Annotated in this window: 12 protein-coding genes; 6 read left to right on the top strand and 6 right to left on the bottom strand. The window is 36.7% G+C overall.

Features of this window, described 5'->3' with window-relative positions; all coding sequences use genetic code 11:
- Nucleotides 1-32 precede the first annotated feature (32 nt).
- Entirely contained in the window at nucleotides 33-293 is a 261-nt protein-coding gene (locus ABN763_RS10770) for a uroporphyrinogen decarboxylase (RefSeq protein ID WP_410485470.1), read from the top strand.
- Between the two features lie 3 nt (nucleotides 294-296).
- Here ABN763_RS10770 and ABN763_RS10765 read toward each other — a convergent pair whose 3' ends face one another.
- Both ABN763_RS10765 and ABN763_RS10760 read right to left on the bottom strand, forming a co-directional pair.
- A complete protein-coding gene (locus ABN763_RS10765) occupies nucleotides 297-1211 on the bottom strand; it encodes a glutaminase (RefSeq protein WP_410485469.1) in 915 nt (304 codons plus the stop codon).
- 47 nt (nucleotides 1212-1258) lie between these two features.
- Nucleotides 1259-1942: a cell division ATP-binding protein FtsE gene (locus ABN763_RS10760; RefSeq protein WP_410485468.1), complete on the bottom strand. Its 684-nt coding sequence runs from the start codon at nucleotides 1940-1942 to the stop codon at nucleotides 1259-1261.
- A gap of 169 nt (nucleotides 1943-2111) precedes the next feature.
- Between ABN763_RS10760 and ABN763_RS10755 the strand changes: the two genes are divergently transcribed.
- From ABN763_RS10755 to ABN763_RS10745, 3 genes are all read left to right on the top strand, one after another.
- Nucleotides 2112-5138 (top strand): tetratricopeptide repeat protein, encoded by a 3027-nt coding sequence (locus ABN763_RS10755; RefSeq protein WP_410485467.1) that lies wholly within the window; start codon nucleotides 2112-2114, stop codon nucleotides 5136-5138.
- 27 nt (nucleotides 5139-5165) lie between these two features.
- Nucleotides 5166-6890, top strand: coding sequence for a TonB-dependent receptor (locus tag ABN763_RS10750; RefSeq protein ID WP_410485466.1), 1725 nt, complete (start codon nucleotides 5166-5168; stop codon nucleotides 6888-6890).
- A gap of 129 nt (nucleotides 6891-7019) precedes the next feature.
- Nucleotides 7020-8642: an amidohydrolase gene (locus ABN763_RS10745; RefSeq protein ID WP_410485465.1), complete on the top strand. Its 1623-nt coding sequence runs from the start codon at nucleotides 7020-7022 to the stop codon at nucleotides 8640-8642.
- Nucleotides 8643-8885: 243 nt separating this feature from the next.
- Here ABN763_RS10745 and ABN763_RS10740 read toward each other — a convergent pair whose 3' ends face one another.
- A complete protein-coding gene (locus ABN763_RS10740; protein ID WP_410485464.1) occupies nucleotides 8886-9434 on the bottom strand; it encodes a DUF2911 domain-containing protein in 549 nt (182 codons plus the stop codon).
- 264 nt (nucleotides 9435-9698) lie between these two features.
- On the opposite strand from ABN763_RS10740, the gene asnB reads away from it, so the two are divergent.
- Together asnB and ABN763_RS10730 are read left to right on the top strand one after the other, a co-directional pair.
- On the top strand, nucleotides 9699-11387 hold the full coding sequence (gene asnB / locus ABN763_RS10735; RefSeq protein ID WP_410485463.1) for an asparagine synthase B: 1689 nt from the start codon (nucleotides 9699-9701) through the stop codon (nucleotides 11385-11387).
- Nucleotides 11388-11649: 262 nt separating this feature from the next.
- The gene (locus ABN763_RS10730) at nucleotides 11650-12291 is read left to right on the top strand and encodes an O-methyltransferase (RefSeq protein ID WP_410485462.1); all 642 of its coding nucleotides are present in this window, start codon (nucleotides 11650-11652) and stop codon (nucleotides 12289-12291) included.
- Here the strand turns inward: ABN763_RS10730 and ABN763_RS10725 are convergent.
- From ABN763_RS10725 to ABN763_RS10715, 3 genes are all read right to left on the bottom strand, one after another.
- Nucleotides 12288-12854 (bottom strand): phosphatase PAP2 family protein, encoded by a 567-nt coding sequence (locus ABN763_RS10725; protein WP_410485461.1) that lies wholly within the window; start codon nucleotides 12852-12854, stop codon nucleotides 12288-12290. The two genes, ABN763_RS10730 and ABN763_RS10725, sit on opposite strands and share 4 nt — an antisense overlap.
- Nucleotides 12854-13126: a twin-arginine translocase TatA/TatE family subunit gene (locus ABN763_RS10720; RefSeq protein WP_410485460.1), complete on the bottom strand. Its 273-nt coding sequence runs from the start codon at nucleotides 13124-13126 to the stop codon at nucleotides 12854-12856. Before ABN763_RS10720 ends, ABN763_RS10725 begins: the two co-directional genes overlap by 1 nt.
- A gap of 215 nt (nucleotides 13127-13341) precedes the next feature.
- Complete coding sequence (locus tag ABN763_RS10715; RefSeq protein WP_410485459.1) at nucleotides 13342-15651, bottom strand: M1 family metallopeptidase; 2310 nt, start codon at nucleotides 15649-15651, stop codon at nucleotides 13342-13344.
- Between the last annotated feature and the right edge of the window lie 22 nt (nucleotides 15652-15673).

Genomic DNA, 15673 nt, shown 5'->3' with positions numbered 1-15673 from the left:
AGATTGTTACAGTTTTAATCCCAAATTAGAAATTGCAACAGAAAGTTACGTATCATTGCACCTTATTTATGGAAGATTTAACAACACTTACCGAATGGGTCGGTTATGGGGCTTCAGCTGGAGTTTTAGCCTCATTTTTAATGAAAGATATTAGAAAATTACGAATGGTTAACTCAATTGGTTGCGGACTTTTTGTAGCCTATGGCTTTCTATTAAATTCTTGGCCAGTTATTATTACTAATGTAGCTATTCTAGCAATTAACTTTTACTATTTGTTTTTAAAGAGAAAGTAAGCATTAAAAAATTGACAAGCCCGTTAGTGTTGTAAGCCTTTCAAGGCATAACATTCCTAATTCTGAATTTCCTTTTGGATTTAACGGTGGACTCCATACCGTTACTGCATATTGTCCTGGATGGATAGCTGCGATCCCGCCACCAACACCACTTTTACCAGGCAATCCAACTCGAAAACTAAACTCTCCAGCCTCGTCATAAAATCCGCAGGTCTGCATAATGGCATTTATGCGTTTAACCTTTGAAGGGGTAATTATCTCAGATTCACCATTCAATAAAGAGCCCCCATTGGCATATATCATAAAGGCTGTAGCCAACTCTTTACAAGACATGGCTACTGCGCATTGATAAACATAAAAATCCAATACCTGATCAACATCGTTTTTTATATTACCAAAAGACTTCATTAAATGAACTAAAGAAGCATTGCGATGGCTATGCTTCTTTTCTGATAAATACACCTCCTCGTTGATATCAATAGAATCGTTTTGCGTAATTGTATGTACAAACTTTAAAAACTCCTCCTTTGGATTTTCAAAATGAGACATCAATGTATCCGAAACTACCAATGCACCGGCATTAATAAAAGGATTTCTAGGAATTCCTTGTTCCCGCTCTAGTTGAATTAGTGAATTAAACGGATCCCCCGAAGGTTCAACATCAACACGTTTAAACAAATCATCCGTATGAACTAACATTGCCATGGTTAAAGCAAATACCTTGGAAATACTTTGAATAGAGAACCGCTCATTACTATCTCCAAATTGATAATGGCCGGAATTAATACAGTATAAGTGCATTCCCAATTTATCAGCTGAAATACAAGACAATTCGGGTATATAGGCAGCCACCTTGCCGGTAACATTTTTTGACAAAACCTCCTGTTCTATGTTATTCAGAATATTTTGGTAGTCCATACTTTTTTAGAATTCCAGAAACAGATCATTGTTTGTAAAACGACATCTTAAAGACTTTTCTGTACAACTTCAAATACCTTGGCTCCGTCACACTTTAGTGTTTTTGAAGGGTATTTTAAGATAAGTGCATAGTCATGTGTTGCCATCAAAATGGTATTTCCGTTTTTATTGATTTCCATTAGAACTTCCATAACCTCAACACTGGTTTGGGGGTCGAGATTTCCCGTTGGTTCATCAGCCAAAATAAGTTCAGGATCATTCAATAGTGCTCTAGCAATAGCTACTCGTTGTTGTTCACCCCCTGATAATTGATAAGGAAACTTAAAGCCTTTCGTTTTCATTCCAACTTTATCAAGGACCTCTTCGATCTTAGTTTTCATTTGCTCTTTGTCTTTCCAACTGGTTGCTTTTAAAACAAACTCTAGGTTCGCATTTACTGTTCGATCATTGAGTAATTTAAAATCTTGAAAAACAACTCCGAGTTTTCTACGTAGGTGCGGAATGTCTTTTTCTTTTAAACTAGGTAGATCAAAATCAACAATATGTCCCGCTCCTTTTTTCAAAGGAAGGTCGCCATATAATGTGCGCATGAAACTACTTTTTCCAGTACCTGTCTTTCCAATTAAATAAATAAAATCGCCCTTGTTTACAGTTACGGACACATCAGATAATACCAAGTTCTCTTTTTGAAAAATCGACGCATCTTTTAATTCTAAAACAGTTTCTGACATATTTAAAATAATCTCCTAATTAATCTTGATTAAAAATAACAACTTATTTACGTTAGCTGTTAAATAATGGGTTTTGGTATTCAATAATTATTCACAAAAATAATTAACCACCATTTGCTGCGTTATCCTATTAACGCAAACATGACAATTGAATTTTAATTCTTGGTAAATGACATACAGGAAATTTTTGGGGAGCCTGTTCTTACTATTGGGCCTTTATTCGGCTTCCGCACAACAGTCAAAAGTGTATACATTTGACTTACAACCTTATAACGAAGGAATTACTCTTTACAACAACAAGCAGTATCAAGCTTCGCAAGCTGTTTTCAAAAAGATAAAGAAGCAAACTAAGGACCAAAGTATACTAGCCGACTGCGACTATTATATCGCCAATTGTGCTATTAGGCTTAGTCAGCGAGGGGCTGATAAGCTAATGGAAGCTTTTGTCGAAAACCATCCGACAAGTATTAAAAGAAATGCTGCTTTTCTAGATGTAGCCGATTACTACTTTGGTCAAGGTAAGTACACCTATGCGCTAAAATGGTATAATCGCACTGATGCTTCTAAATTAAGTAATAAGGAAGAAGAGCGTTATAACTTCAATACAGGCTATTGCCACTTTACCACCAAACAATATGGACAGGCAGAAAAATATTTCAATCAATTAATTGCTTCAAAAGAATATGGTAGTCAGGCCAAATATTACAAAGGTTTTATGGCATATCAAGGTGATGACTATCAAACGGCCAGCAGTTATTTTGATGAAGTTTCGGGTGATGATCGTTTCAACAAAAAGCTATCGTACTACCAGGCTGATATGAACTTTAAGTTAGGAAATTTTGAAAAAGCGGTTGACCTAGCACAAAAACAACTTAAAAAAGGAGACAGAAAAGAAAAGTCTGAACTTTCTAAAATTATTGGTGAGAGTTATTTCAACTTAGGTAAGTACAAAGAAGCAATTCCTTATTTAGAAGCCTATAAAGGAAAAAGGAATCGCTGGAATAATGTTGATTATTATCAATTAGGTTATGCGTACTACAAACAGCAAGATTACGATGGCGCCATTTCACAATTCAATAAAATAGTAGGAGGTAAAAATGCAGTGGCGCAAAACGCCTACTATCATTTGGGTGAATGTTATTTAAATGGCGGTAAAAAACAAGAGGCATTAAATGCATTCAAGAATGCTTCAGCAATGGACTTTGAACCAAAAATTCAGGAAGATGCCTGGCTAAACTATGCGAAATTAAGCTATGAAATTGGCAATGCTTATCAGCCCGTACCTGAAGTTCTAAATGAATATATAGAGCGCTATCCCAATAGTCAGTTTAAAGAAGAGATTAATGAGCTATTAATTTCGTCGTACATCACTTCAAAAAATTATGAAGCCGCGCTAGATCTTATTGAAAAAGGAAATAATTATGATAGCAAAGCAACCTATCAGAAGGTTGCATTTTATCGTGCTATTGAAGTTTTTAATGAAGGGAATTATGATGAAGCGGTAAACTATTTTGAAAAATCTCTTAAAAATCAAATTGATGTTGCATACACAGCAAGAGCTCTGTTCTGGAAAGCGGAAGCCGATTACAGATTAAAAAGAAATGCTGACGCCGTTATTGGTTTTAAGGAATTTTTGAATCAAGCTGGGGCTTCACAAACTAATGAGTACAAAAGCATACATTATAATTTGGGGTACGCATATTTTAAGCAAAAAAACTATACCCAGGCTACCAGTCAGTTTAATGATTTTGTAAAAAGCAGGAGCGACAACCAATCCAAAACGACTGATGCTTACTTGCGGTTAGGGGATTGTAATTTTGTATCAAGTAAATATTGGCCCGCTATTGAGGCATACAACCAGGCCATTAAATCAGGTGGATCAGATACGGATTATGCATATTTTCAAAAGGCTCTTAGTTATGGTTTTTTAAAACGGAATGATAGCAAAATCAAAGAGCTCAATACCTTTATTGATGAACAACCGCGGTCCAAGCTAAAGGACGATGCGCTTTTTGAATTAGGCAATACCTATATCGCGCAAAAACAAAATCAAAGAGGAATCGAAGCCTACAACCGATTGATCAGCCAATACAAAGGCAGCAGCTATGCTTCAAAAGCATTATTAAAACAAGGGTTGGTATACTACAACACCAATGACAACCAAAATGCACTTGTCAAATTTAAAACAGTAGCAAGAGATTACCCCGGTACGCCCGAGGCAAATGCCGCGGTGGCTTCCGCACGTTTGGTATATGTTGATATGGGTACCGTAGATGAATATGCCCGTTGGGTAAAAGGCCTTGATTTTATTGAGATTACCGATTCTGAACTAGAAAACACTACGTTCGAGGCTGCTGAAAAACAGTTTCAAGAAAATAACATGAAAGCAGCCGTTAGGAGCTTGCGATCGTACTTAAGTTCTTTCCCTAATGGTAGTCATGCATACAACGCCAATTTTATGCTAGGACAAGCCTTGTTTGAGCAAGATAGAAAAGGAGAAGCAATACTTCATTACCAATATGTGGTTAACCGAGCATCCACGGATTTTACAGAGCCGTCTTTAGCTAGGTTATCACAGATTTATTTGGAGCAATCTGATTATCAATCAGCAAAACCACTCTTAAAACGATTAGAAAATGAAGCAGGATATGCACAAAACATCTCCTTTGCACAATCTAATTTAATGAAAGCCAATTATGAGCTTAAAGATTATGGCGCTGCCGTAGCTTATGCCGAAAAAGTACTTTCATCTTCTAAAATTAATAAACGATTGGCTTCGGATGCTAAGATTATCATTGCACGATCGGCCATTAAAACTGGAGATGAATCGAAAGCAAGATCTGCCTATGCTGATGTTTTAACAACTGCAATGGGCAAACTTGCTGCTGAGGCATTGTATTATGATGGCTATTTTAAGCATAAAGATGGTGCATATGAGCAATCGAATACAACCATACAGAAATTAGTAAAAGATTATGCCTCTAGTAAAGAGTTTGCGGCAAGAGGACTTATCATCATGGCCAAGAATTTTCATAAGCTAGACGATGCTTTTCAAGCTACTTATGTGTTAGAAAGTGTTATCAAAAACTTTACACAATACGAAGACATTGTTACCGAAGCGAAAGCGGAGCTGCAACGAATCAAAACGGAAGAATCAAAACGAAATGAGTCTGTGAGGCCGGATGGCAACCGTTAATTTTCATCAATCTACATCACAAAAAAAATGATCAAAACAATTAAAAACTATTTGTTATTTCTTTTGCTTGCCACCTGTTCTGTTGTATTTGCTCAAGAGGAAGAGAAAGAAATAGATACGGAAATTATTAACGTGGTAAAGCCATATACGCCTAAAGTATCTGACGCTTTTAAAATTAAAGAGAATCCGACCTTAACAGATTCAACCACTACAAAACGTAAGACCGTAAATTACCGGATTTTCTCGCAACCAGTAGCCTCTACCTTTACTCCAGCAAAAGGAAAAGCAGAAGTCATTCAAAAAGCACCTCGAGAAAAGCTTTATGACACCTATATCGGTTTTGGTTTAGGTAATTTTAATACTGCTAAACTCGATTTTTATACCACCCAGGAAATTGACCGAGATACCGATTTAAATATTTCACTAAAACACCACTCCTCACAAGGAGGTATAGACAATGTTATTTTAGATGATAAGTTTTTCGATACGGATCTTGGATTAAAGTTCTCAAGAAATGAACGCGATTTTTCTTGGGAAGCAAACGGAGGTTTGCAGCACCAATTGTATAATTGGTATGGTTTAACCATCCCAACTACATTTAGCGATCAACAAATTGCCGTTATCGATCCGCAACAAAACTTTCTAAGTGGTTTTATTGGTGGTGAAATCACTTTTGAAGATGGTATTTTCAAAGGTGTAGATCTCAATGTTCGCAGAAGCTGGGATTCATTTGATTCAAGAGAAACGCATATTGTGATAAATCCCAGTATTCAATTTCCTATTGAAAATGAACTTATCACCGCCACCTTTACTGCTGATTATTTAACAGGAGCATTTGATCGTGAGTATTTTAATAATGTCGGGTTGAGCTATCAATATTTAAAAACAGGTTTAAGTGGTGGTCTTACTTTACTACGCGATGATGTAACATTAAACTTAGGTGCTGCGGTATATTATGGTTTTAATGCAGAAACTGAAGATGGTGATGTTTTTATCTACCCCAGAGTTACAGCTTCATATCGACTTGTTGACGAATATGTGATTTTATTTGGTGGTGTTGAAGGTGATCTGGTGCAAAACAATTATTACAAATTTTATCAAGACAACCGTTTTGTAAGCCCAACACTTAACGTTATTCCTACCGATGTAAAATATGATGCGTATGTGGGTATGAAAGGTAAACTATCTGCCAATGTAGGGTATTCGGTTCAAGGAGGATTTAGTGTAAAAAATGATCATCCTTTTTATGTGAGTAACCCAGCCAATAATTTATTAAACGATCAAGGATACTCGTATGGCAACTCATTTGGTGTCATCTATGATAACGTGAAAACACTTTCATTTAGTGGAAAATTGAGTTATGAAATATCTTCTGATCTTTCGCTTTCGGCCCGAGCAACCATATATGATTATAAAACTGATAATATTGATACAGCATGGAACTTACCAGAAGTAACAGCCAATGCAATGGTTGATTATCAAATAAATAAAAACTGGTATTTAGGGGGTAGTATTTTTTATACAGGAGCTCGTCAAAATAATGTTTTTCCGATTGACCCTAATAGAGCAGCAACTACCTTAAAAAGCTTTTTTGACATAAATTCCTACCTAGGGTATAGAATAAGCGAAAAATTTACTATCTTTATGAATATCAATAATTTAACAAATCAAAATTATCAGAAATGGGAAAATTATCCCGTCCAGGGTTTCCAATTTCTAGCTGGTATAACCTATGGATTTGACTTAAAATAATGCTATTAAAAAAGCTCATTTACCCAGTTAATGAGCTTTTTTTATGAATAACCTCTTGAATTTTAAAATGAGATTCAAGAGGTTATTTTTTATTCGATTATTTTTAAGGGTTTAAAAGGCTCACCAAAAATGAAAAAAATAATTATTTCTATTTCTTGCTCGTTAACTCTTTTAGCTTGTACCAAAAAAGAATCCGTCGATCTTATTGTAACCAACGGAAATATCTATACGGTAAATGATGATTTTGATAAAGTGGATGCATTTGCTGTAAAAGACGGAAAGTTCGTAGCAGTAGGCACTTCCAAAGATATTTTAGACATATACGAAACTGAAAAGACAATTGATGCCAAGGGACAAACAATTACACCTGGGCTTATTGATGGTCATTGTCATTTTTATGGATTAGGGCTCAACCAACAAGTAGTTGATTTAGTGGGCACAAAGAGTTTTGATGAAGTAGTACAGCGTATAGTCGATTTTCAAGAAGATAAAAAAGCATCGTTTATACAAGGTAGAGGTTGGGATCAAAATGACTGGAAAGTTAAAGAGTTTCCGGTCAAAGACACTTTGGATATTCTTTTTCCAGATACGCCACTTGCTATTGAACGTGTGGATGGTCACGCATTTTTAGCAAATCAAAAAGCCTTAGATCTTGCAGGAATAGATGAAAATACTAAAATGGCTGGTGGTAGTGTTGTTTTAAAAAACGGTAAGCCCACAGGCATTCTTGTTGATAGACCAATGAGTTTGGTTGAAGCAGTAATACCTCAACCTAGCAAAGCAACGCAAATTCGAGCACTAATAGAGGCTGAAAATATATGCTTTAGTCTTGGGCTAACTACTGTAAATGATGCCGGATTAAGCAAAGAAGTTATCTACCTTATTGATAGCTTACAAAATACCGGTGATCTCAAAATGCGAGTATATGCCATGGCAAGTAACTACCCTGAAAATCTTGACCACTTTTTAACCAAAGGAAAAATAAAAACTGACCGACTCAATGTTCGCTCGGTAAAAGTATACGGTGATGGTGCATTGGGATCGAGAGGGGCCACTTTGAAAGAGCCTTATAGCGATCATGACGGGCATTTTGGAGCTATGATTACTCCAGCTGATCAAATGGAATCGTTAGCAAACCGAATTGTCGGTGCCGGCTACCAGATGAATACACACGCTATTGGTGATTCAGCCAATATTGTAGTGTTACGTACATATAAAAAGGCCTTAAAAGGCAAAAAAGATATGCGCTGGAAGGTGGAACATGCTCAGGTAATCACCGATAACGATTTTGATTATTTTAATGACAACATTATACCATCGGTACAGCCAACACATGCCACAAGTGATATGTACTGGGCGGGTGACCGTCTGGGAGAAGAGCGGGTAAAAGGTGCTTACGCCTTTAAAACACTACTTAACAAATCAGGAACCGTAGTTCTTGGCACCGACTTTCCGGTTGAGCGTGTGAGTCCGTTTTTAACCTTTTATGCGGCAGTCGCAAGAAAAGACCTTGACAACTATCCTGAAGGTGGATTTCAAATGGAAAACGCCTTAAGCAGAGAAGAGACTTTAAAAGGAATGACTATTTGGGCGGCACATTCTAATTTTGAAGAAGACGAAAAAGGAAGTATTGAAGTTGGTAAGTTTGCAGACTTCGTGATTTTGGATAAGAATATTATGGAGGTTGATGCTTCTCAGATTCCAACGACTAAGGTAGAAGCAACGTTTTTAAATGGTGAGAAAGTGAATTAGTTTAGAGTTTAGAAAGATTCAAAAAATTGGAATTCGAAACTTTACAACTCCCCCTACTCAGCTTCGATGATGACACAATGGGTATTAGATGCCGATTATTAAAATATGGAACAACCTTTTACCCATTATCCATAGCCTTTTACCTTAAAAATAAAAAAGACCAGCTTCCACATAAGAAACTAGCCTTTTTCTAACAACTAACAATAAATGTTTCGTTTTATATTGTTAAGCGCTATAAGGTAATTACATTTTTACAGGTACTGCGATTTTAACATCACCCCAAGCCATGTTCAAGTGTGCACCACCATCAGCTTCAGTAAATACCATTGCAAATGCTTCAACTGGCTTACCAGATACTTTTTCAACTTTAGCTGTCGCTCGAGCTACATCTTTTGACTTATCATAAGAGTAAGCTCCCCATTGATTCAAATTACCATTTAAAATTACTACCCATTCTTTTTCTCCAGGAATTGTAAAAAGTGCGTAGGTTCCTGCCTTTACTTTTTGTCCACCAAAAGTGGCATCTTTATAAAAAGTAATCTCCGGAGATTCATTTGCTCCGGTTCTCCATACCTTTCCGTTTGGAGCTAAGCTCGATAAAGATCTTTCCTTAAGCTGTGGTCTACTGTAAGTAACTTTCATTGCTTTATCAGAGACTCTATAGCTAGACGGAAATGAAGCAGCATCCATAGGACTTTTATCTAGTCCTGGAAAATCTTGTGCGTTTACATTGATTGAAGTAAACAGGGCTAATACTACGATACAAGCGCCTGTAAAAAATTTGTTTTTCATGCTCTTATTTAAGAATTCGTTTTTAAGAGTTTAAAGCTACCAATCAAAACCCATACGCTATGTTAAAATTTCAGCTCTAGATGTTAAAAAATAACGACAACTTACACATTGATACTTCTGCAATGAAAAAGCAGACAATTTACTATCAAATTAAATGAATCATTACTTAAATAACAACATATTATAATCAATATAAACATTTCTGTTTTTAAAATGGAAGTTTAAAGCATTATTTGTAACAGAATTTGAAACAAGAAATGAATTATGTGTGGTATTGTATGTGCATTTGATCTAAAACAGGATAGCGAACTTTTGAGGCCGCAGCTATTAAACATGTCTAAAAAAATAAGACACCGTGGTCCAGATTGGAGCGGCATTTATAATCATGATAATGCCATTTTAGCACATGAGCGATTAGCGATTGTAGATCCTGCTTCGGGAAAACAACCCCTGTTTAGTGCTGACAAAAAATTAATCTTAGCCGCAAATGGGGAAATCTATAATCATCAGGAACTTAAAAAAACATTAATTACTGACTATGAGTTTCAAACAGCTTCCGACTGCGAAATAATTTTGGCCCTCTACAAAGAAAAAGGAACTGCCTTTTTAGATGATCTTAATGGGATTTTCGCTTTTGCTTTATACGATGTTGAAAATGACAGTTACTTAATTGCAAGAGACCATATGGGAATTATTCCATTATACATGGGTTGGGATCAGTTTGGCACCTTCTACGTTGCGTCTGAATTAAAGGCGCTAGAAGGTACTTGTTCAAAAATTGAATTGTTTCCTCCTGGGCATTTCCTATCAAGTACCAATGGCGAACTTACTAAGTGGTATACACGTGATTGGACAGAATATGATGCCGTAAAGGAAAATGAGACAGTAATAGCGGAGGTACGCGATGCGTTAGAAGCAGCGGTGCATCGTCAACTAATGTCTGATGTACCATACGGAGTATTACTTTCCGGCGGATTGGATTCTTCGGTTACCTCAGCAATTGCAAAAAAATATGCTGATAAGCGGGTAGAGTCAGGTGATACACAAGCCGCTTGGTGGCCACAACTTCATTCGTTTTCCGTTGGATTAGAAGGTTCACCAGATTTAGCTGCAGCGCAAAAAGTAGCCGATCATATCGGTACTGTTCATCATGAAATTAAGTTTACTATACAGGAAGGCTTAGATGCGATAAGAGATGTAATCTACAACCTAGAGACCTATGATATAACAACAATTCGCGCCTCTACCCCAATGTATTTAATGGCCCGTGTTATAAAATCTATGGGGGTGAAAATGGTGTTGTCAGGCGAAGGTGCGGATGAGCTATTTGGTGGGTATTTGTACTTTCATAAAGCACCAAATGCGCAAGAATTTCACGAAGAGACCGTTCGCAAATTAAGTAAACTTCATATGTATGATTGCTTAAGAGCTAACAAGTCACTTGCAGCGTGGGGAATTGAAGGTCGTGTTCCGTTTTTAGATAAAGAATTTATGGATGTGGCAATGCGCATTAATCCACAAGATAAAATGATCAACGGTGAGCGAATGGAAAAATGGGTGATTCGTAAGGCATTTGAATCATACCTACCGGAAAGTGTTGCCTGGAGACAAAAGGAGCAGTTTTCTGATGGAGTAGGCTATAGCTGGATTGATACCTTAAAAGAATTGGTTGAAGAAAAAGTAAGTGACGAGCAATTGAAGAACGCTGCTTTCCGCTTCCCTATTCAAACGCCAACTACCAAAGAAGAATATTACTACCGTTCTATTTTTACTGAGCACTTTCCTAGTGATGCTGCTGCTTTAAGCGTTCCGCAAGAACCTTCAGTGGCATGTAGTACCAAAATTGCTTTGGAATGGGATGAAGCCTTTAAAAACATGAATGACCCAAGTGGCCGTGCAGTAGCAAATGTGCATGACGATGCTTACGAAAAAACGGAAGAAGTGGTGTTCTAAGTGAACCCTACTCCGAGGTTAGTATATAGAAAATTGAAACCAAGTGAAGAAAATCCTGATCTCAAAAGCTATAAAGATAATTAGGATTTAATTCAACTAACACTTTTCACTATTCTGAGCTTTGTGAAATGTGGGTTTCATTGAATTGGTGTGAACACCCTGGTTAAAGATTCTGTATGGTGCAAGAATCTAAAGAAGCCAGGGTGTTTTTTATACCTACTTTCTTTATTTTGGTAATTTTGTGGCTCAAAATACCTTCAATTTGAATTTTTTACCAGAAAAATTAGATCAATATATCATAGATCACTCTGCGAAAGAGCCCGAACTACTGCAACAGCTTACCAGAGAAACATATCAAAAAGTATTGCAACCAAGAATGCTTAGTGGACCCTACCAAGGTCGGGTTCTTAGTATGATCTCTAAATTAGTGCAACCCAAAACCATTCTTGAAATAGGAACTTATACCGGTTATGCTACCTTATGTTTAGCTGAAGGGATGGAAAAGAATGGAGCTTTACACACCATTGACATTAACGAGGAACTGGTTGATTTTCAGCGTAAATATTTTGATGAATCTGGAAAAGGTAAGCAAATCGTTCAACATTTAGGAAATGCTATTGATATTATTCCCAAAATGGACCTTAAGTTTGATCTTGTTTTTATTGATGCAGACAAGCCAAATTATTGCAACTATTTCAACCTTGTTATTGATAAAATGAATAAAGGAGGAGTCATTCTTTCTGATAACGTACTATGGAGCGGAAAGGTCATTGAAAAGCTACAAGATGATGATGAATCTACGCGAACACTGCTTGAATACAATCGCATTTTAAAAAATGATAAACGTTTAGAAACAGTGTTGCTTTCTATTAGAGACGGGCTAACTGTAAGCAGGGTTATCTAGTTGGTGTGATCAAGTAAATGTAGTTTTTTTACAGCTATTTGATAAGCAAGAAACCCTATGGTAGCGCCCACTATCAAACCCATTAAAATATCACTCGGATAGTGTACTCCAAGGTAAATTCTACTTGAAACGAAAAATACAGGCCAAATAAAGAAGATCCCTATCCATTTCATTCTTCTGCGCAAACTCAACCAAAGAAAAACAGCAACTGCTAACGAGGTAGAAGCGTGACCGGAAAAAAAGCTATAGTTAGTTGGTCTACTTAAAATTCTTAAAATGTTTTGTAAATCTGGTTCTTGACTCGGTCTCAAACGCTGCACAAGCTCTTTTGTACCCTCGGTAAGAATTAGTGTAAAAGCCAATGTAATAGCTACTGCAAGCATTAATTTCAAAAACTCGTTACGTCGAATTTTTAAGAATAAGCTAATGAATATAAACAAAAAGAAAGGAATCCAATTTTTCTGATGGGTAACAAAAATCCAAAAGGAGTCGTAGGTTTCACTACCTAAATTATTTAAGTAAATGAGTAGTTCTCTATCTAACGATAGTAAACTATCGAACATTAGAAGTTTCGTTTAACCGGACCAGTGAAATCTTCGATATCCTCTTTTACCTTCTTTATCTCATCAGAAATGTTTTTGGTAACATCTGTATCAATTCCGTTTTTCTCAGCACTTTTCTGAATTTCGTTTTTAATATCGTTAGTAGCATCTTTCAGTGTGCGCATACCTTTACCCAGCCCTCTGGCGATCTCCGGTAATTTATCAGCACCAAAAACCATTACTACTATAAATAGTATGAAAACAATTTCACCACCGCTGATCATTAAAAACATCCTATGAGTTTTAGTTACACAAATATAATGAGTATGCTTGAAACCATTTGAATGAATGCGGTCGTATTATAGAAATTTTATAAATATCATAGCACCGTGTACTTGAGGACCTATGAAGAATGCCTATTCAATACATTATAATGTTGCAATACTATGTTGTGTGAATAAAAAAAGCCGATGTTTCCATCGGCTTCCTATTTTCTGCTCAAGAAGAATTATTCTCCTTTTACCTTATTCTTGAACTTGTCAAAATCAGACTCAGTCTCCTTCTTAGGCCATGAGTTGTTAGACATATCGATATCCGCAGTACGCAATTCAGGATCTACAACAATACCGACAACTTCTTTATCGGTAGCTAGTACCTTACTGATCTCAGCATCATTCTTTCTCCATGCTTGTACAGGATACGTGATCGTTTCTTTTGAACCATCTTTATAGGTATACTCTACAATTAAAGGCATTGGGATTCCTCCTGGCTTGTCGAACGTAATTTGGTAAAAATACTTTGGTGTTTTTAAGTTTTTACGTTCTTCAGCAGAAAAGTTATCCATAACATACTCCTTTAAAGTAGTCGCACCTTCTAAAGGACTGCTACCCTTCATATTCTCATTGTAGTCTTCACTTCCCTCTTCGACAAGATATACTAATGGAGGTAAATCAGCTACTGTTCTTCCTCTAGCCGCAACATACTCTTTAGCTTCTTTATTGGGTTTAGCAGTCACATAATATTTCTTCACATCTTTTACGCCTATGTCAACATAATCAGTACTGTAGAACCAGCCTCTCCAAAACCAATCAAGATCAACTGCCGATGCATCTTCCATTGTACGGAAAAAGTCTTCAGGAGTTGGGTGTTTAAACATCCAACGCTGCGCATAAGTCTTAAATGCATGGTCAAAAAGTTCTTTACCCATAACAGTTTCTCTTAAGATATTTAAAGCTGTAGCTGGCTTACCATATGCGTTGTTTCCTAGCTGGTATACGTTTTCAGGATTTGACATAATAGGTGATATATATTGCTGATCACCTTTCATATAATTCACGATCTTAGAGGGTTCGCCTCTACGCGAAGGATATTTTTCATTTCCTTTAATCGCTTCTGGAAATTTCTCACCAAACTCCTGCTCAGCGATATATTGCATAAAGGTATCTAGACCTTCATCCATCCACCCCCATTGGCGCTCGTCACTATTTACAATCATCGGGAAGAAGTTATGACCTACCTCATGAATAATTACAGAAATCATTCCGAATTTAGTACGATCGCTATATTCTCCTTTTTCATTAGGACGACCGTAGTTCCAGCAAATCATAGGATATTCCATCCCTTGATTTTTAGCATGAACTGAAATCGCTTTGTGATATGGATAATCAAAGGTATGTGCAGAGTACGATTGCAGTGTAGAAACAACCGCTTTTGTAGAATACTCTTCCCAAAGTGGATTTCCTTCTTTAGGATACATACTTACCGCCATTACATCTTTTGCACCAATCTTAACTGCTTGCATATCTACAATCCAGCGTCTTGATGTTGCAAATCCGAAATCACGAACATTCTCTGCTTTTAATTTCCAGGTTTTGGTTTTGGTAGATTTTGTTTTTTCGGCTTTTTCAGCATCCTTTTGAGAAACAATAATTACAGGCTTATCATACGTCTTTTTAGCCTTTTCATAGCGCTTCATCATTTCTTTGGTATAGACCTCTTTTCTATTAGTAAGTACTCCCGTACCATCTAATATGTGATCAGCAGGTACTGTAATATTCACCTCATAGTCTCCAAATGGTAATGCGAATTCACCATTACCCCAGAACTGATAGTTTTGCCATCCTTCTACATCACTATATACACACATTCTTGGAAAGAATTGTGCAATTACATAAGCACGATTGTCATCTTTTGCGAAGTATTCGTAACCCGAACGACCACGTCCTTCTACGTGATTATTGATGTTGTACCACCATTTAATATTAAATGATATTTTTTCTCCAGCTTTTAAAGGCTTCGGAATATTAATACGCATCATGGTTTGATTAATGGTGTGGCTTAATGCTTTTCCGTTCGCATCAGTAACCGCTTCAATGTTGAAACCACCGTCAAAAGGATCTTTCATATAACTATTAACAAAACGACCAGGCTGCGTTGCAAAACCGAAACCGCTACCATTTTTTTGTAATCCAGGAGCATCTTTTTTGCGAACGTTTTGATCTAACTGCACCCATAGATATTCTAAATCATCAGGGGAGTTGTTGTAATAGGTAATGGTTTCATATCCTGATAACTTAGCATTAACATCATCAAGGGTAATATCCATCTTATAGTCAGCTTGTTGCTGGTAATAAGCCGCACCCGGAGCCCCAGCTGCCGTGCGATACATATTAGGCGTTGACATTTCCTGGTAAAGTTGTCTAAACTTGTTTTCATTAATATGACCAGACTCTCTGTCTTGCTTCTCTTCTTGCTGCGCATTGACCAAACCGGCAGCTAAAAAAAGAGCACTACATACTGCATATTGTAATTTCTTCATTATTGATGTGAATTTTGATGCG

It is taken from the genome of Spongiivirga sp. MCCC 1A20706, assembly GCF_046524175.1.
GTDB lineage: Bacteria > Bacteroidota > Bacteroidia > Flavobacteriales > Flavobacteriaceae > Spongiivirga.
Note: the sequence above shows the minus strand (reverse complement) of the source record. Positions and strands in the feature narration are given on the sequence as shown.